Here is a 19218-nt window from a genome sequence, read left to right on the forward strand (position 1 = left end):
TTTGATGTCAATTTAATTTGTTTCACCTGTGGAGAAATTAATTGGGCATATTTTCAATGACTTTTAATAATTTTCTTTTATCATAGTTCTTACATAGTGAGTAGTCAACTGAATATTCTGAATAATTTGCGTATTATGCTCCCTTTTTTACACGATGAAAAAAAGGTACCGCCCTTGTCAGCAGTACCTTTAAATGAATGAAGATCATGTATTTTAAAGCTAAAAATGTTGTCCGAGAAATATTTTTTGACATATTTCGGGAAGTAACTGGCACTTGGCAGGCGTTCTTGATATACAGTAGAATTGTTGGAAAGGAGTTGAGAATCGTGAAATGGCCTTTTTTGAAAAGAGAAGAAAAAGAGAACTCATTCTCTGAGGAATTCGATCATATGAAGTTACAATTATCGTCAATGGTCGACCGCGTAACAGAACTCGACCAAAACCTACAAAAATTTATGAGACTCCAATATAAAACTGGAAAAAGTTTAGAAGGAGATTTAAAAAAAGTCACAACGATCATCAAAGACCAACAAGAGGAAAAAAACATCCCATCTAACGATCAAGCTATTCACAATCTAATTAACCAAATTGATGATATGGATATGATCTATGAACAATTATCCATTGACTCCCAATGGAGAGAAACATTAATAAACTGGACGTCCCAGACATTACACACTCTCTCGGTTTTAGGTGTAACCGAATGTATCCAACGAGGAGAAAAGTTTGATCCCAGATTTGCTGAAGCGATTAAAACAATTTCACCGCAAGAACATACTGAACCAAATGAAATCATTGCGATCTATAAAAGAGCATTCGCTGAATCAAATGGAAAAATAATTAGAAAAGGACAAGTTGTTACGGTAAAGGAGAAAAATATATGACTCATTCATCAACCAACGCAAAAACGACTTCATTTCGACCCATCATTGGCATTGACTTAGGAACAACAAATACTGCAGCTGCCTACATTTATAAACAAAGCCCCCGAATGATTCAACTGAAAAACGGTGAACATATGATGCCTTCAGTCGTTTTATTGGACCCTAGCGACAAAGTAATCGTAGGTGATGACGCTCGCAGTGCCTTAGTCGCCATGCCCAATCGTACAAAAGCAGCAGTCAAGCGAGAAATGGGGGAAGAGACACTCATTTCATTAGGGGAAAAATCATTTACCCCAGAAGAAATATCAGCATTCATTTTAAAAGAAATCAAACGTGTAGCTGACAAGCAGCTAGGTGAAGGCGAAAAAGAAGCAGTTATCACTGTCCCCGCTTATTTTACGAACCAACAACGCCAAGCTACGAAAAAAGCAGGAGAACTTGCAGGTTTTGTCGTCGAGCGAATCATTAATGAACCGACAGCTGCTGCTTTAGCATATGGTATGCAAAACCTCGAAGAAAACAGCCATATTATCGTTTATGATTTAGGTGGCGGCACATTCGATGTATCCGTAGTAGAAATGATGGACGGGATTCTTGAAGTAAAAGCATCTGCTGGTAATAATCAACTTGGCGGAGAGGACTTTGATTGGCTTGTCGTCGATTGGCTTTCCGAAAAAATGATAGCCTCAACCCAAATTGATCCAAGAGAAGACATACGAAGCAAGGCCCGCTTGAAAGAAGAAGCTGAAAAAATAAAAGAGAAGCTATCTTACGAGGACACTGTAAACATAGCTGTCCCTGTCGTTACGGTTAAAAATAATTCGCCGATTGGACTTGATGCTACACTAAATAGAGATGAATTTGTAAAACTAATTGAACCTTTACTTCTTGAAACGGAAGAAAAGCTAAGGCAAGTTCTGAGTGATGCCAACTTGAAAGCAACAGACATTGATGAAGTCTTACTCGTAGGTGGGTCGACGAGAATCCCACAAGTTCACCAGCTCATCACGTCATTTTTTCAAAAAGCTCCTAAAAAAGATGTTAACCCTGATGAAGCTGTCGCTTTAGGTGCTGCTGTTCAAGCAGGGTTAAAATCCGGTGCTCTTAGTAACAGTGGACTTATTGTTACGGATGTCGCTCCTTTTTCAATGGGAATTGCTGTGTTAGACAACATGAGGTCAAGAGCAAAGCCCGGAGCATTCCATGCCATTATTCCACGTAACACAACAATTCCAGTAACACGGACAGAAAGTTTCACGACTTCGGAAGATAACCAAACTGCTGTCAGTATTGAAATCTATCAAGGGGAAAATGATTGGGTAAAGAATAATTACTTTCTTAATGAGTTTATACTCGAAGGTTTACCCGCAAAACGAGCAGGTGAAGAAGCGGTAGATGTGACGTTTCGCTATAATTTAAATGGTATTTTAGAAGTGACCGCTAAAAGTGCTTCGACAGGAAATGAAATGTCTGTCACGATCGAGGATGCTATCGACCGAAGTTCAGAGCAAGCTTTTCAAGACAGCATGACCAAAGTCGAGGCTGCTTATGAAGTCGAAGATCAAGATCTAGCTGAGGAACTGAACCTTTTTGATTTTACCGAGGACGTTCCAGGTGAATCCGAGGAACCATTGGAAGAATTAATCACTGATGCCAAGGAATGGAAAAAACGTTTTTCAAAAGAACTTCATAATTGTGATGGTGTTTCAAAAGAAGAGCTTGAACAAGTGATGATGTTGATTGAGTCTGCCCTAAACTCGAATGACCCTGCGCTATTAAATAAGGCAATTGAACGTTCTATTGATCTAGCGATTGACTTAGAAATTTAGGAAAGGAGCATGTACGATGCCTCAAACTGTACATCAAAGTTATTATAAAATACTAGGAACGACAGCGAACATTAGTCAACGACGGATTAAAGAAAAGTACATTGCCGCTGTGAAAAAACATCCACCTGAAACAGATCCTGAACAATTTGAACTAATTCGAGAAGCGTACGAAACGTTAAAAGACCCGCTAAAACGTAAACAGTATGACCTTGCAAGAAAATATGGTGGTAAAATCGAAAATATATTAAATAAAGCTGGACGTGATGTAGAGAAGGGGAAATTCAAGCAAGCTTTTGATCTATACAACAATATTTTAGAGGTCGACCCGATCAACCTTGCCGCCCAAACTGGCGTTTTGCTTACTTCTGTTATGATTGATGACTTAGAAAGAGCATATGATTGTTTTGAACAAATATTAGATTCCCCTGAATTAATGGAAGATGAAGGCGAAGAAGGCTATACGTTCATCTATTCATTATTTAGTAATGCACTAATCAAAAAGGATTATCTAGATAAGGCGAAGGAGATCCTTGAGGAAGGGGTTAAGAGATTTCCAAAGTCAACTCATTTCTTTGTACAGCAACTAGTGTTCATATATATCCATTTAGATCAGGAGGATCATGCACTAGAATTTACTGAATCGACCATCCCTCCAGAAGGAGAGGAATCGTTTGAAAACATAGATTCCTTTATGATGTGGCTTGTTGTCGTCAATCAAACAGAGAATTGGTCTCACTTATCAAAAGTCCAAACTCGCTTCCGTAAATTTTTAAAAAACCTTGAAGACGAAGATGAAAAAGAAGAAGCGTTTGAGTTATTAATGGCTGAATACGAAGAATACTTCGATCACAAAAATTTCCGTATGGCTGAACTTCATATTGACTTTGCAAAAATCGTGTCAGACACTCCATCTGATCTAAAGGAAGACATCAAAGAAATCAAAAAGTTAGTAAGAGTTGAAAAAGATTTAGATCGACTCTTTAAAGATGATTCGATTTTCCCACTCATTCTTTTACGAGCTGTTCGATTGTATTTTGATGACGAGGATCATCCAATTGTACAGCAAATCAAAGTATCATTTCCGCCGGACATCGTGGAGGAGCTTGAAGAAGATCGAGAATATTTTGCTGCAGGAATTTTGCATTTGAAAAAGAAATACGCAGCATTCTATAACTTCTTTAAATCGGACTGGGACGAGCTATTTAATGAGCTGACAAAAGACTTTAACAGAGAAATGAAAAGAGGATTACGAAAGTTCATTTAATTGATGCCTGATCTAGTGCGATTATTCCACACTAGATCAGGCATTTTATTCGGTCTATATAGTTACGACATTATTCGGGAAGTGACTGGCACTTGGCTCTTAGTACAAAAACAAGACGATTCCGACTAATGCTGCCCAAAAAGGAACACTAAGAATTGTCCCCCATAGCAAACCTTTAAAGAAGTTTCCTTCATGTTTCATATTACCAACCTCCATATGAATGAAGTATTGGAAAAAATGCCTTGAAATATACGACATTCGACAATGTTCGGGAAGTGACTGGCACTTGTCTTATAGGCACTTGTCTTATATGTGGTGGAGCCAGAGGGCGATGAAGACGCCGATTGATGTGATAAAGCCAACGGTTGGTCCGCCTTCTTTGTATGCTTCCGGCATCATCGTTGATGCGACCATCGCAATAATCGCTCCTCCTGCAAAGCTGCTGACGATTGCTTTAATACTATTAGATGCAGTGTCTAGTAAAGTTGCCCCGGCTAACGAACTTAATGCCGAAAAAAAGACAACTAGTGCCCACATGATGACAATCTTCTTCCTCGAAAACCCACTTTTTCGCAACCCGACTGTACTCGATAATCCTTCCGGAATGTTACTAATAAAAACCGAGACGACAAGAGCTAAGCTAACTGATGCTCCACCAATTAAACTCATCCCGATCATTGCTGACTCAGGCAATGTGTCCATAACCGAACCAATGAATATCCCCATCCCTGATGTTTTCCCGTCAGAATCTGAAGAAGAAGATCGAGACCCTCCAGAAAATAAAGTACCATCTGCCTTATAAGCTCGATCCGTCCCTTTCCTTTGATGCCCACCTTTGTGTGAAATGAGCAAATCCAAAATAGTGAACAGTAAAGCGCCGCCTAAAAAACCAATCGCCACTTCTTTAAAACCGCTAATTTCTAACGATCCTTCTAACAGCTCATAAGCTGTCGCTCCGATTAAAGCACCTGTCCCTAATGCCATAATAAATCCGATAACTCTTTTCGGAATCGATACTTTTAATGCTAACAATGCACCAAACATCGTTGCAGAAGCAGCAAACGTCCCCCAAAAAAGGGCATTCCACATACGGAAACGCCTCCTACTATTTTTTTACAACTATATACAAAGCTCAATCCTTTTTATTTCTTACATTTAAACTTATCATTCGAGTGGAATAACTTATGTAATTAAATGATCGTACTTTTAAGATCTGCTAAACGCTCCAAAATATACTGAGAACCATTTTTTTATCAGTCACTCAGTCAAAAGCACTACCTGCCATCCATCCTGAAATTGCCGGACTGAAAAACGACATATGAAAAACCAATGCAACATACGGTGTCACATTGGTTTATGAGATTGAAAAGCTATAACCTCACTTTTGACCGCTCCGTGCTAGACAGCAATCGAAAGGTTAAAATGATATAAATTCTATTTACAGAAACGTCACCCTACCTTATCGCTCATGACATGCTACATAATGGTCTTTGTCTATTTGTCTCCACTCCGGAAGTTCATTTTTACATTGTTCTGTAGCAATTGGACAACGTGTATGAAAAGGGCATCCGCTTATCTCCTCTGTAGGTGAAGGAAGCTCCCCTTTTATTTTTATTCTCTCCGTTTTTTGATTCGTATCAGGCTTCGGTATAGCCGATAAAAGAGCTTCCGTATAAGGGTGTAACGGTGACTCGTAAAGTTTTTCAACTGGAGCAAGCTCCACCATATGGCCTAAATACATGACCATGACACGATCACAAATATGCCGTACGACACCTAAATCATGAGAAATAAATAGGTACGTTAAGTTTTCAATTTCTTGTAGTTCTTTTAGCAATTTAATAATTTGAGCTTGCACCGATACATCGAGAGCTGATACAGGTTCATCACAAACGAGAAATTTCGGATTCACTGCGATTGCTCGCCCAATCCCAATTCTTTGCCTTTGACCACCGCTAAATTCATGCGGTAATCGGTCTGCATGCTCGGGCTTTAAGCCTACTTTCTGCAAAATAGACTTAACCTTCTCTTGTCGTTCTTTTTTTGAAAGAGAAGAATGCATAACTAAAGCTTCTTCAATCGCATTTCCGATCCGTTGCCGTGGATTCAAGGATGCAAAAGGGTCTTGAAAAATCATTTGCAGCTTTCTTCGATAAGGCTTTAATTTCATTCGACTTAATTTTGTTATATCTTGCCCATCAAAAATGATATTTCCTTCAGTAATTTTTTCTAATTGCATAATCGTGCGACCTAATGTTGATTTTCCGCACCCTGATTCTCCGACAACCCCTAGCGTTTCTCCTTGATATACTTCAAGTGAGACCCCATTTACAGCTTTGACGTGTGATTCAATTCGTTTAATGATCTTACTTCGTACTGGATAATGTTTTTTTACATTTTCTAATTTAATAAGTGATCTTTTTTGGGTCATCTTCGTTCACCTCTTGCAACCAACATGTTGTTTTATGATGCGGGGTGAGACTAGAGTTAGCAGGCTTTTCCTGTTTGCATTTGTCCATCACATACTTACAACGGGGATGAAAAGCACACCCACTGATTTGGTCATTTAAAGTAGGTAAAGAGCCAGGGATAGGCTCTAAGTTATGTTGGGAATCGGCATGAGGCACAGAATTGAGCAAACCTTTTGTATAAGGGTGCTGCGCATTGTTGAAAATCGATTCAACATCTCCTTCTTCAATAATTTCCCCTGCATACATGACGATCACCCTGTCAGCTACTTGTGCAACGACCCCCATATCATGAGTGATCAAGATAACGCTCATTTGATATTGATCCTTTAAATCTTGGATCAATTCGAGAATTTGAGCTTGAATCGTCACATCTAACGCTGTTGTCGGTTCGTCTGCAATGAGCAATTTTGGGTTGCAGGCTAAGCCAATTGCAATCATCACTCTTTGACGCATCCCGCCACTTAACTCATGTGGATATTGGTGCATGCGCTTTTCAGGTGAAGAAATCTCAACCTGCTTTAATAATTCAATACCTTGTTGATGTGCTTCCCTTTTCGATATTTTTAAATGATTCATTAAAACTTCCCTTATTTGAAAACCAATGGAAAACACAGGATTTAAAGCAGTCATCGGTTCCTGAAAAATCATTGAAATTTCATTACCTCTGACCTTCTGCATCTCTTCCTTCGATAACTTTGTTAAATCTGTATCATTAAAGTTTATACTTCCTTCTACGATATTCGCATTTCTAGGTAATAATCCCATGATAGAGAGTGCCGTAATACTTTTTCCACAACCAGATTCACCTACGATACATACCGTTTCACCATGTTCCACGGTAAAGGAGATACCCTTTACCGCAGATAGTGGCTTTTTTTGTGAAGAAAACTGAGTAACTAAATTATTTACGTGTAATAGTTGTCGTGGCATATTATCTCTACTTTCTATATGCTTCTCTTAAATCAAATACTAGTTCTGGAGCTAAAATAACACCATCTAAAGACTCATCATGTGCGAGTGTTGCTATAGCATGGTGCATCGGTACAATAAATACCTCTTCAATCACTCGCTGATGTGCCTCGTTTAATAGATCTTGTCTCCTGTCATCATCTAGCTCTTTTCTCGCTTCATCAACGAGAGCATCAAAATCAGGGTCACTATATTGTGAACGGTTATTTACACCGACACTATCACTATGGAAATACCCATAAGCTGTTTCAAGCCCATTCATAGAGTTAGAGGAACCTAGTACAAACATATCTTGTTCTCCTTGAGACGTGACATCTAACATCGTTCCCCATTCAAGCATTTGAATCGAAATATTAAGCCCAATTGCCTCTAATTGTTCTTGAGCTACTTCAGCCATTCGTAAATAAACTCCTCTATCTGATGTATAAAGTGTTAATTCCTCATCACCATATCCATTTTCTTCAACAATCTCCCTTGCCTTGTCAGGGTCATATCCATATCCTGAGTCTTCAATTATTTCGTCATAACCTACTACTGCTGGACCAAATAGAGAATGCGATTTGAATCCAATGCCTCCTAGTAATCCAATATAACTATCGATATCTAATGCATATGCAACAGCTTGACGAAACGCTAGTTCATTCATCGGTTCTTTTTCCATATTAAATGCGTAAAAATAAACGCCGGTTGCCTCTCTTTGAAGTAGTTCAGTTCCTGACATACTTTCCAATCTTGGAATATGTTCAGCATCTATTCCGTCGATCATTTGTACTTCACCAGTTTCGAGCATGGAAATCGCTGTTGATTGCTCAGGAACCGTCAAAAATGTGATTTTTTCTAACGGAGGCGGCTCTCCCCAATAATTATCATTTCGGACCATTTCTAACCGGTCTCCTTGGACCCAATTTTCAAACTTAAATGGTCCTGTCCCAACAGGCTCTTGCATCAAGTTTTGATTTTGGTCAGCGGTAGGACTAATTATTGCTGTCGTACGATTTGTTAAGATTGTTAAAACATTCGGGTTCGGCTCCTTTGTCGTAATACTAATCTCGTAATCACCTAAAACCTCAATTTCATCAATAAAGCTCATAATATGTGCCCCAGGAGCCCCGACATCAGGATCGATTAACGTTTCAAACGTATATTTTACAGCTTCCGCATTGAATGGTGTGCCATCATGGAATTCCACACCTTCTCTTAGTTCAAATACCCACGTTAAGTCGTCTGGATTATGATAAGATGTTGCTAAATGGGGGATAAATTCATTCGTATCTGGGTCGTTTACAAATAACCTTTCGTACATTTGGTTGATTGGTTGATCTGAAACCGTGTCCCACGTTTCGATTGGGGATAACCCAACGGGATCACTCGTTGTTGCAAAAACCATTTCTTGTGGAACATCACTAGAAGGCTCACTTGCTTCTTCTTGATCCTCCTCTTGTCCCTCATCTTGCTTTGCATCACTCTCGCCATTTATATCATCGCCCTGACTTGTTTCACTTGTACAACCAACAATAATAGCAGCGATGACTAATAATAGTAGAAGATAAAAGATATTCCGTTTTTTCATCAGCAATCCAATCCTCTCATTAATAGTTTTTGTCCATATTTGGATCAAGTGCATCACGCAATGCATCACCTACTACATTAAAAGCAAACACGACTAACATAATCGCAATCCCAGGAATAAGAACCAAGTGAGGTGAATTCCACATATGATTTTGTCCAGAAGCGATCATGGCACCCCATTCAGCAGTAGGGGGCTGGGCACCTAACCCTAAATAACTTAAAGCTGCGGTTGATAAAATAACTGTTGCCAAGTTCATTGTTCCAATAACGATGATCGGTGCAAAACAGTTCGGCAAAACATGTTTTATGATTATTCGCAAATCACTCGCACCTAGTGATTTTAATACCGTTATAAACTCTTGTTTCTTGATACTAAGAACATTTCCTCTAATAATCCGGGCACAAGATGGGACTGACCAAATACTGATTGCAATAATGACATTTACTAAACTAGTACCTAAGATAGCAATGATTAACATGGCTAATAATATACTTGGAAATGCAAACATCAAATCAATAAACCTCATAATGATCCCATCTAACCTTTGATAATATCCAGCTAATCCCCCTAATATCACCCCTCCCAATAAACCTAAGGCTGTAGCAAGAATCCCAACAAATAAGGATATCCTTGCTCCAAAAACGAGCCTGCTCCAGACGTCTCTTCCGTAGTGATCTGTTCCTAACCAATGCCCTTCACTCCCTGGTTTTAAATGGGTTGATGAAAGATTTTGGACATTTGGTTCATGAAAAGTTATGACAGGTGCCAAAATAGCAAGTAAGACTTGGATTACAATAATCAATAAACCAACTAACGCGATACGGTTACTTATTACTTTTTTCAATGCATGCCAGATCGCACTCTTTTTTTCTTCCGGTTTTCCGGAATCAATAACGTCACCTTTAGAAGTGGTTAATTCAGTTGGCAAATGAATTCCCCCTCCTCTCTACCTGAAATGGTTTCTATTCATACGTAATCCTAGGGTCAATGAGAATATAAAGGATATCGACAATCAAATTGACAAAAACAAATAATGCCGCAATAATCAGGACGCCACCTTGAACCATCGGGAAATCTCTCTGTGAAATCGCATTAATCATTAACCGACCGACACCATTTATCGCAAAAACCTGCTCAACGATCACTGTGCCACCGAGTAGGAAGCCGAAGTTCAATCCGACTAACGTAATAACAGGAATCATTGCATTTCGAAAACAATGCAGCATAATGACATATTTTTCCTTTATCCCTTTTGCACGAGCAGTTCTAATGTAATCGGAGCTAATGACTTCTAACATGGCTGAACGTGTCATTCTTGCTATCATCGCAGCAGATGCGGTGCCTAAAGTGATAGCTGGAAGTATGAGCTCCTTTAAACCTTGTAAGGTATACCAAGGGGCGTTCATTCCTCCAACTGGCAGCCATTGTAAACTCACAGAAAAGACTAAAATAAGAACAGCCCCAAGCCAAAAGTTCGGAATCGATACACCTGCTAAAGCAACTGTCGTACTTGTATAATCAGCCCAAGTATTTTGCTTTAGTGCAGATATCACACCCATTGCTACCCCTAATATCGTCGCAACAAATACACTAGCTATCGCGAGTTTTACCGTATTCGGGAACCGAATTAATAAAGCGTGGCCCACATCCTGACTCGTTTGATAAGAGTAACCAAAATCCCCTTGTAAAACACCAGTTATATAACTCCAATATTGTACATAGATCGGGTCATTCAAGCCTAAATTTTCTCGAATTTGTTCTACAGATTCTTGTGTCGCCTCGGGTCCTGCAATAATTAAGGCAGGGTCACCAGGTGCTAAATGCATACTTAGAAAAACGATGATCGAAACACCTACTAGCAGTAGGATCATTTGCATAAACCGCTTTACAATTAGTCCTACCAACTTGATCCCTCCTTTCAAAAAGCGCTTTAAAGAACAAACAAAATAATTAACTAGTTACACTGTGACTAATTCCTTCGTTGAAAGAGTTAGGATGTCACATCCGTCCTCGGTGATCACGACATCATCTTCGATTCGTACACCACCTAAATCTGGAATATAAATCCCCGGTTCAATCGTTACGACCATTCCTGGTTTCATTTCAACGTTCGTCGTTTTTGAAAAAAATGGATCCTCATGAATTTCCAACCCGATTCCATGACCGGCACCATGCCCAAAATATTCTCCATACCCTTTCTCCGATATGTAATCTCTTACAACAGCGTCAACCTCATTTGAGAACATACCCGGTTTTATGACATCAAGACTATTTTGTAATGCTTCATATACAACTTTATAGATTTTCTTTAATTCAGGGTGCGGTTCTCCCAAGGCAAGTGTCCTCGTCATATCAGAACGGTATCCTTGATACAGTGCACCGTAATCTAACGTCACCATCTCCCCTTGTTCAATCACTTTTTCACTAGCTACACCGTGAGGAAAAGAGCCTCGATATCCAGATGCGACAATGAGCTTAGACGAATTAGAAGTCGCACCATTTTTTCTCATAAAATACTCTAACTCATGACCGACATCTAATTCTCTCACCCCTGGTCGTATAAACTCTTGGATAAACTCAAATGCTGCATCCCCGATCTCAGCAGCCTTTTTAAGCAATCTAATTTCTTCTTTTGTTTTAATCATTCTTAACTTTTCAACTGCTTTATTGGTCGGAACAAGTTTCACTTTCGCCTTCTCAGCTAATGCTGAATAAAGATTATAATGAACATCTTCAGCTTCAAACCCTAAACGAGTTATATTCATGTTTTGTATATGCTCAACGACATTGTCTAGTAAAGATTGGGATTGACGGTGAATATTCACCTCATACCCTTCGACTTGATTTTGGGCTTGTCTCGCATATCGAAAATCAGTTAGGAATGCAGCTTCGGACTTCGTAATTAGAACGACTCCAGCAGTTCCAGTAAACCGCGTTAAATACCTTCTATTCTCCGCCTTCGTAATTAATAAACCATCAATACCAAATGCATCGAACTGATCTCTTAACTGCTTTAAATGTCCCACTATAAAAACTCCTCTCCACGATTATTTAAGATAATTATCTCAATCTTTTATAAATGCAAGATTAATGCCAACCTCTAAGACCTAATAAATTTGTTACAAAAACATAAAATTTTCAAAAATATTGAAATATTCGGTAAAATAAATCTAAAAAAATATACATTCGTTTATGAATATGTATATCTTTTTAGAATTTATGAAATTGGTGTATAGATTTCTAGATTCTCCATTGAAAGCAGGACAAAAAAAGTAGATCAAGGCGACGAAATGTTGAGTCTCGAAGCGTATCGTGTTCTTACGTGAGTAACGTAGAAACGAGTCAACACAGAGGACATAAACTATTTTTCCCAGACTTTTTGAACAACGTCTCAAATCTACCCTAAACGTATTAAATCTGACGGATACGAAGTCAATACGTTCGTTTTTCCATCGTCCCCAATATAAATATTTTCCTCTATTCTCACACCTCCGAATTGAGGAATATAAATTCCTGGTTCAATCGTAAACAAAAAGCCCTCAGCGACCTTTAATGAATTTTCGCTATGAATAGAAGGTTGTTCGTGAACATCGATGCCCAACCCGTGACCTACTCGATTGTTAAAATAAGCACCATAACCTTTTTCTTCTATGAAAAACCGAGCCGCTCTATCGATCTCTCCAATAGGAACCCCCCTTTTTGTAGCTTGAATTGCTCTCTTTGTTGCCTCGGACACAGTTTCATATATTTTTTTCTGTTCCTCTGTTTCTTCACCAATGACGAACGTACGCGAGATATCTGAACAATATCCACCAACGACCACACCCATATCAATAAGTAAGAAATCACCTTTTTTAAACGTCCTAGCTCCAGGACTTCCATGAGGTAATGCCGCATTCTCTCCAGAAAGAACCGTTGTCGAAAAAGCTGGTCCTTCTGCTCCTGACTTTCGCATTAAATATTCAAATTCTGCCGTTAATTCAAGCTCTGACATTCCTACTTTTACTTGTTTAATGCCATCATTCAACACTTGTTCGATACAATGAATCGCCTTTTGGACAAGATGACATTCTTCCTCTGTTTTTCTCATCCTTTCTTTATGAATAAACTCTGTCATGTTCAGAACGCTCTCTACCTCGATCCAATGCGTTAATTGTTCAAATTGATCTAATGTAACTTTTTGTTTCTCTATGCCGAAGGTTCGAAACCGATTACCAATTTCATCCTTCAACCTTTCATATGGATTTTCTTCGTCTGATACTATTACTACTGTCTTAACGTATGAAAAATCTAAAGCCATCTCTTTATCTAAAGCAGGAACAAATAAATACGTTTTGTCCTGTTCTTGATGGACAATTAATGCCATAAATCGTTCATACGGTTCAGAATGAAACCCTGTATAATAGAAAATATTTTTAGGGCTTGTTATCATTGCAACTTCTATATCCATCACATCCATGTAGTTTCTCAATGACATTAATCTATTCTTATAGGACTCTTTCATAGAAAACTCTCCTTTTAAACCCAAATGTAATTTTCATTTTCTTAATGAATTAAATAAAACACAAGCTAATCTAGTAAATGACCAAAATTAGCTTGTAGCCTTGATTTAAAATCAATTAGTTAACGGCATTTTGAGTATCATCTACACCTTTTTGGTTTTGAAATTCAGTAAAGTGGTCAGGTTTCACATATGCTTTTATTCGCATCGCAACATAGTAGACAACCCCAGATATAATAAGCGACTGAACGGCTGGTATTCCAACTGGATACTGATACTGAGTAAGGTAACCTACTAAAGCCCCTACTAAAAAGGCAATCGTTGCCATCCAATTCCACCCTGCTTTATCTACCCATTCTCTATTACGAATAAAGAAGAAATCAACAAACATTACCCCGGCAATGGCAGGATAAACAACTCCTAACAATACTAGAAAATCCATAAAATATGTCAGAATACCAATTAGTGCCAGTATGATCCCAGCTAAAGATCCACCAACAGTTAACCATGCACGCCCTTTACCGGAATTGATATTAAACATATTTGCGGCAGCTAAACCAATTGAATAACTTGCCACTAATTGACTCGTCCATAGGGCAATCCATAAAATGATGAAACCCCAAAATGGGAACCCTAAACCTTGCATGACCACTACGATATCTGCATCACCAATACCTACTGACATAATCGCTCCAGTAAAGAAGAAAACAAACCCAATGAAGACAATTCCAAGTGGAATTAATGCTTGATCTTTTAGTTTTGGCTTTGAATATCTTGTATAATCAGATGCAATAAGCCACTGCGCTACATTGGCTCCTAAAATTAAACTGATAGCAGCAAAAAAGGTCATTGATCGTTCTGGCTGCCAAGAAACAATTTGTTCCCACCCTGTACCTCTTAATGCAAAAAATACACCAGAGGCTATTAAGATTAGTCCAGCAGGAACAGCCAAATAATCTGTCCACTTCATTGAGTTGTAACCTATGACAGCTGGTAATGCAAAAAGAAGACCCGCAATTAATGTAATTAATGCCCAAATCAACCATTGTTCACTATAATTAACTCCTAATACAGCAGCTAGTGCATTACCTGCAACAGCAGTATTTACCCCAAACCAGCCCACATTTAATATAATAAGAGCAAGACCTACTAAAAAACGTGCTTGAACTGCCCCAAAACTTGTCCTTGCAATAACAGAAGATGGACGCCCCGTTTTTGCTCCAAGATATCCTTGTAGTGAATTCCCAACCCATTGAATAACGACTAAACCTACTAAAAGAATTAAAAGTATTTGAGACAGACCAAAGTTTCCAGCTAGTGTAGCACCAACCATAATGACAGGAACAGCAAATTCTAACCCACCAAAAATCGTAGCGGGCACAAGCCAATGTTTCCTTTCTGATTTTGGAACCTCAGAAAGAACGGTATCTTTTTTCATAGTTTCCATTTTGACACTTCCTTCCTTTTAATTAGAAAGCTCCCTCTTATTATTAAGAAAAGAAATTAAGTGTGTTCTTGTTGGAAATATACTTTTTCTGTTCCTTTTAACCATACCCGCTCACCAATCTCCATTAGCTTTTCAATGTCGTCATGATGGACACGAGCAAATACATTTACTGGTTCATGACCTCGATTGCTTCTCGCCATTTCCGCACCATAGTAAATTGCAATGACATGAGTATCTTGATCTCTTTCGTTATCCCAGTCTCTCCAATAACAAATTTCACCCAAACTAGTATAAATCGTTTGGTTCTCACGTACCGGCGCAAATTCACCAGTAAATGAAAAGTTCACTTCCCTGCCTGACCATCTTGATTGTGTGACTACACTTTCGCATCCCATATGATTTTGCAAGTATCAGGTGCGACGCTCTCTAGTAATTCAGCTGAAACTTCTCCTCCACGCTCAAACTTAATTATTACTTTTTTCATAAGACATCACCTTTATTGAAAGCTGGTTCAAACAGAACCAGCTCGAGTCATTTTCTCTTCCATATTAAATTAGATATACTGATTACGCTTATCACTCGTAATATTTGCTTCCGCTCTCTGTGATGGGGAACCAAATCCACCGCCACCACCCGTTTTTACCCTTACAATATCTCCTCTTTCAACCTTTTTTCCATTAACCTTTAAAAGGTGTTCGATCTGACTGCCACTTATGATTTCCACATCCGGCTTCATACCAGCCTCACCACCAAACAAACCCCAAGCGGGTGTTTTAAATCGTTCAAACCAAAGGTAAACAGAGGCTTCCTCGTTCAAGATTTCATACTCTCTAACGACGCCTAGTCCACCACGAAACGTACCTGCACCTCCGGATCCTTGCCTCAAGGCATATTGATTAATTCGAATCGGATACTTTGATTCGTAAACTTCTATTGGGAGGTTTTTAAAATCACCACTTACATGGTTAATCAAGGCAGATTGACCGTCACCATTGTGATAAGCTCCCCATCCTCCAGCAGTAGCTTCTACCGACAAAAATGGTTCACTCGTTTTATCTGTAATTCCTGCAAATGTAACAACCATCGAATCCCCATAGTGAGCTGCCGCAGCCTGTTCTTTCATCACTGGAGACAAAGCCTTAATAATTAAGTCGATAAGTATCCCTAGTGGTGTAAAGTACCAACCACAAGGTGCAGGTTCTGTTGCATGAAAGATCGTCCCTTTCGGAGCAACGACCTCCATTGTTTTAAAATTCCCACCAGTAACCGGAGAATCCGGACTTATTAAATCCTTAAATGCAACCCGACAAGCTGAGATCGTTTGGGCATACCCACAATTGGTTTGACCCATACGTTGCTCACTAGAGCCCGTTAAATCAATGGTAATATAATCTCCTTCAACAACTACCTTTACCTTAACGAGAATTTCTTCATCTTTAACACCATCATTATCCAAGTGCCCTTCTGACTCATAAATACCATCTGGAATTTGACGAACAACTTCTCGATCCATTTCTTCTGACTGCCTAAATATATCTTTAATACATCGATTAATCCGATCAATTCCGAACCTATTAATTAATTCTATAAATCTCCTTTCCCCTGTTCGACAAGCTGCAATCTGTGCATTCAAGTCACCTGTTGCTGCAGCGTTAAAACGATTATTCGTTACGATTAGACGAATCACATCATCTACAGGTTTTCCACGATCATAAATTTTTGTAGGAGGTATTCGAATTCCTTCTTGGTAGATATTCGTAGCATCCATTGGGTACCCAGGATCTTTTGAACCAATATCTAACCAGTGTGCTCTCGTTGCTGTGAAGCCAACTAATTCCCCTTCGAAAAAAATGGGGGAAAAAGTAGTAACATCATTTAAATGTGTTCCGCCAACATAGGAATCGTTCATAATATACAAATCACCATCATGATAGTTTTCAATTCCACCAATTAATTCAGTTGTTACACGAATACATTCATCTAAATTTCCTAGAAAAATTGGTAGCCCTGCTGATTGCCCTAACAACTCAACATCTTTGTTAAATAAACAAACACTACAGTCTTTCATCTCATAAATAATAGGAGAAAATGCACTTCTTGCTAGACTTGCATTCATTTCATCTGCTGTTGAAATCAATGCATTGCGAACAATCTCAGTCGTAATCGGGTTTTCCAAATAAACATAATTATCAATGGTCATACTAATGCCTCCTTTTCTGCTGTTTCTTTTAAAATTTCAACATTTTGATATTCATCAATTTTGATTTGATAATTCGGAGGAATAACGATCGTTGAATTTTTATCTTCAATAATTGCTGGTCCATTAAAATGATTCCCATATTTTAAATAACTAGTTGAGTAGATATGTGATAATTGTTCCTTTTTGTTCCAAACGACATTTTTAGCCGATGTAGATCCTGGCTCTGATTGACTTTCAAACCTTTCACTAGGTGAGAAATCGTGTTTTTCCAATTCTCCAAATGCTGTTACTCTAAGGTTTACAATCTCAGTAGCTGCCTCGGGGTTGTTATGACCGTAAATATCCAAATGCACTCGGTGAAATTCATCAGATAATTCAGATAATTCATTCGACTCATTTGTTACATTTACTGTATACTCCTGCCCTAAATAACGAATGTCTGATGTACGCTGGAATTTTATTTGGTCTGTTGGGATATTTTGTTGATTTAGTACCTCGATACTCTCTTTTTCCATTTCCTCGTAAAATTTATCTAATTGTTCTTTATCTACATCGCTCATTTCTTCAACAAAATTTCGTACGGTGTCAAAGCGTATATCTGTTTGCAACATCCCCCATGCTGAAAATGTACCAGATACACTAGGAATAAATATTTTTCTCATATCTAGTAAATCTGCAATTAATACAGCGTGCATAGGTCCAGCACCACCAAAGGCTACTAAAGTAAACTCACGTGGATCAATTCCTCGTTTTACAGTCAATGTCCTTATAGCATCTGCCATTTTAGCATTTGCAATATCACAAATACCTTCTGCCGTTTCTTGAACTGATAAACCAATCTGATCAGCAACAGATTGAACAGCTTCAATTGCAGCCCCCTTGTCCAACATCATCTCCCCACCTAAAAAATTGTTCTCATTGATTCTACCGAGAACTAAATTGGCATCAGTTACTGTTGGTTTTTTACCGCCCTTTCCGTAACATGCTGGGCCAGGGGAAGAGCCTGCACTTTTTGGACCAACTCGAAGACCACCGGCTTCCACCCATGCAATGGACCCACCTCCAGCTCCTATCGTATGAATATTTACCATTGGAGATAAAATTGGAAACCCTTCCATAATTGTTTCAGAAGTAACATCAGGCTGTCCGTCAATAATTAAACTAACATCAAAACTAGTCCCTCCCATATCGACACATATAAGATTATTATCACCTGTTAAATTCGCTAGATTCATCCCACCAATAGCACCACCAACTGGTCCGGACATCAATGTTTGTAATGGTAATTTCTTTGCAACTTTTGAAGTCATCACACCTCCGTTTGACTGCATAATATAAATATCATTAGTAAATCCTCGTGCTACCATTTCTTCTTCTAATATGTGTAAATACCTCTCAAATATCGGTGCAATGTATGCATTGATAACCGTCGTGCTTACACGTTCATATTCACGCCATTCTCTTGCTATATCACTCGAAAGAGAAATAGGTATATCTAATTTCCTCGCAATTGCTGACCTTATAAGTTGTTCGTGTTTTGGGTTTTGATAAGAGTGTAAAAGACATACAGCAACAGCATCATAGTTTTTATCACCAAGCTCTTTAATCAATCCTTTTAATTGATTCTCGTCCAACTCTAAACTAATTGATCCATCTGCAGTAACACGTTCATTGATTTCATAAATATGCTGACGCTCTACTAGTGGAGATGGTTTTCGATAGTGAACGTTGTACATTTCTGTCCTATTTGCACGACCAATCTCGTAAACATCTCTGAAACCTTTTGTTACAATTAAGGCCACATTTGCCCCTTTCTTTTCTAAAAATGCATTTAATCCTGAAGTTGTACCGTGTACAAAGTATTCAATCTCATTGAAATCTTTAACATAGCGGTCGATACAATCCAGTACACCTTCTGCTAAATTGTGTGGAGTAGTTAATGTCTTATTCGTGTGATAAATGTTCTCTTTCTGGTCATAGATTACTAAGTCTGTAAACGTTCCTCCAATATCGACACCTAAACGATAACGTGACATATTTATTGCCTCCCCTTCTACTATTCTTAATTTCCAAAAAGTCTTTA

The 19218-nt window shown here is 38.5% G+C and carries 16 protein-coding genes; 3 read left to right on the forward strand and 13 right to left on the reverse strand.

Features of this window, described 5'->3' with window-relative positions:
- Window positions 1–326: 326 nt before the first annotated feature.
- Genes grpE through CD001_RS25730 form a run of 3 tightly spaced genes read left to right on the forward strand, consistent with a single transcriptional unit; the run spans window position 327 to window position 3977 of the window.
- Window positions 327–884 carry a nucleotide exchange factor GrpE gene (grpE, locus tag CD001_RS25720; RefSeq protein ID WP_179298905.1) on the forward strand — a complete coding sequence of 186 codons (558 nt, stop codon included), beginning with the start codon at window positions 327–329 and terminating at the stop codon, window positions 882–884.
- Window positions 881–2713 carry an Hsp70 family protein gene (locus tag CD001_RS25725; protein WP_096190411.1) on the forward strand — a complete coding sequence of 611 codons (1833 nt, stop codon included), beginning with the start codon at window positions 881–883 and terminating at the stop codon, window positions 2711–2713. Before grpE ends, CD001_RS25725 begins: the two co-directional genes overlap by 4 nt.
- A 16-nt stretch (window positions 2714–2729) precedes the next feature.
- The gene (locus CD001_RS25730; RefSeq protein ID WP_096190412.1) at window positions 2730–3977 is read left to right on the forward strand and encodes a J domain-containing protein; all 1248 of its coding nucleotides are present in this window, start codon (window positions 2730–2732) and stop codon (window positions 3975–3977) included.
- 306 nt (window positions 3978–4283) lie between these two features.
- Here CD001_RS25730 and CD001_RS25735 read toward each other — a convergent pair whose 3' ends face one another.
- The 13 genes from CD001_RS25735 to CD001_RS25790 all read right to left on the reverse strand — a co-directional run bounded on the left by CD001_RS25735 (window position 4284) and on the right by CD001_RS25790 (window position 19171).
- Window positions 4284–5066 carry a ZIP family metal transporter gene (locus CD001_RS25735; protein WP_096190413.1) on the reverse strand — a complete coding sequence of 261 codons (783 nt, stop codon included), beginning with the start codon at window positions 5064–5066 and terminating at the stop codon, window positions 4284–4286.
- A 370-nt stretch (window positions 5067–5436) separates the two neighbouring features.
- The gene (locus CD001_RS25740) at window positions 5437–6408 is read right to left on the reverse strand and encodes an ABC transporter ATP-binding protein (RefSeq protein WP_096190414.1); all 972 of its coding nucleotides are present in this window, start codon (window positions 6406–6408) and stop codon (window positions 5437–5439) included.
- Window positions 6383–7378 carry an ABC transporter ATP-binding protein gene (locus tag CD001_RS25745; RefSeq protein ID WP_096190415.1) on the reverse strand — a complete coding sequence of 332 codons (996 nt, stop codon included), beginning with the start codon at window positions 7376–7378 and terminating at the stop codon, window positions 6383–6385. Before CD001_RS25745 ends, CD001_RS25740 begins: the two co-directional genes overlap by 26 nt.
- A 7-nt stretch (window positions 7379–7385) precedes the next feature.
- Window positions 7386–8987: an ABC transporter substrate-binding protein gene (locus CD001_RS25750; RefSeq protein WP_179298906.1), complete on the reverse strand. Its 1602-nt coding sequence runs from the start codon at window positions 8985–8987 to the stop codon at window positions 7386–7388.
- Window positions 8988–9006: 19 nt separating this feature from the next.
- Window positions 9007–9843, reverse strand: coding sequence for an ABC transporter permease (locus tag CD001_RS25755; protein WP_407081157.1), 837 nt, complete (start codon window positions 9841–9843; stop codon window positions 9007–9009).
- A 106-nt stretch (window positions 9844–9949) separates the two neighbouring features.
- Window positions 9950–10891 (reverse strand): nickel ABC transporter permease, encoded by a 942-nt coding sequence (gene nikB, locus CD001_RS25760; RefSeq protein ID WP_096190417.1) that lies wholly within the window; start codon window positions 10889–10891, stop codon window positions 9950–9952.
- 54 nt (window positions 10892–10945) lie between these two features.
- On the reverse strand, window positions 10946–12013 hold the full coding sequence (locus CD001_RS25765) for a M24 family metallopeptidase (protein ID WP_096190418.1): 1068 nt from the start codon (window positions 12011–12013) through the stop codon (window positions 10946–10948).
- Window positions 12014–12384: 371 nt separating this feature from the next.
- Window positions 12385–13491 carry a M24 family metallopeptidase gene (locus tag CD001_RS25770; RefSeq protein ID WP_096190419.1) on the reverse strand — a complete coding sequence of 369 codons (1107 nt, stop codon included), beginning with the start codon at window positions 13489–13491 and terminating at the stop codon, window positions 12385–12387.
- 115 nt (window positions 13492–13606) lie between these two features.
- On the reverse strand, window positions 13607–14935 hold the full coding sequence (locus CD001_RS25775) for a cytosine permease (protein WP_096190420.1): 1329 nt from the start codon (window positions 14933–14935) through the stop codon (window positions 13607–13609).
- Between the two features lie 56 nt (window positions 14936–14991).
- On the reverse strand, window positions 14992–15282 hold the full coding sequence (locus CD001_RS25780) for a DUF3830 family protein (protein WP_257009948.1): 291 nt from the start codon (window positions 15280–15282) through the stop codon (window positions 14992–14994).
- Between the two features lie 29 nt (window positions 15283–15311).
- On the reverse strand, window positions 15312–15419 hold the full coding sequence (locus CD001_RS27115; RefSeq protein ID WP_257009949.1) for a DUF3830 family protein: 108 nt from the start codon (window positions 15417–15419) through the stop codon (window positions 15312–15314).
- Window positions 15420–15488: 69 nt separating this feature from the next.
- A complete protein-coding gene (locus tag CD001_RS25785) occupies window positions 15489–17135 on the reverse strand; it encodes a hydantoinase B/oxoprolinase family protein (protein WP_096190421.1) in 1647 nt (548 codons plus the stop codon).
- On the reverse strand, window positions 17132–19171 hold the full coding sequence (locus CD001_RS25790) for a hydantoinase/oxoprolinase family protein (RefSeq protein WP_096190422.1): 2040 nt from the start codon (window positions 19169–19171) through the stop codon (window positions 17132–17134). Before CD001_RS25790 ends, CD001_RS25785 begins: the two co-directional genes overlap by 4 nt.
- Window positions 19172–19218 lie beyond the last annotated feature (47 nt).

It is taken from the genome of Evansella halocellulosilytica (assembly GCF_002335745.1).
Taxonomy (GTDB): Bacteria; Bacillota; Bacilli; order Bacillales; family Salisediminibacteriaceae; genus Bacillus_CA; species Bacillus_CA halocellulosilytica.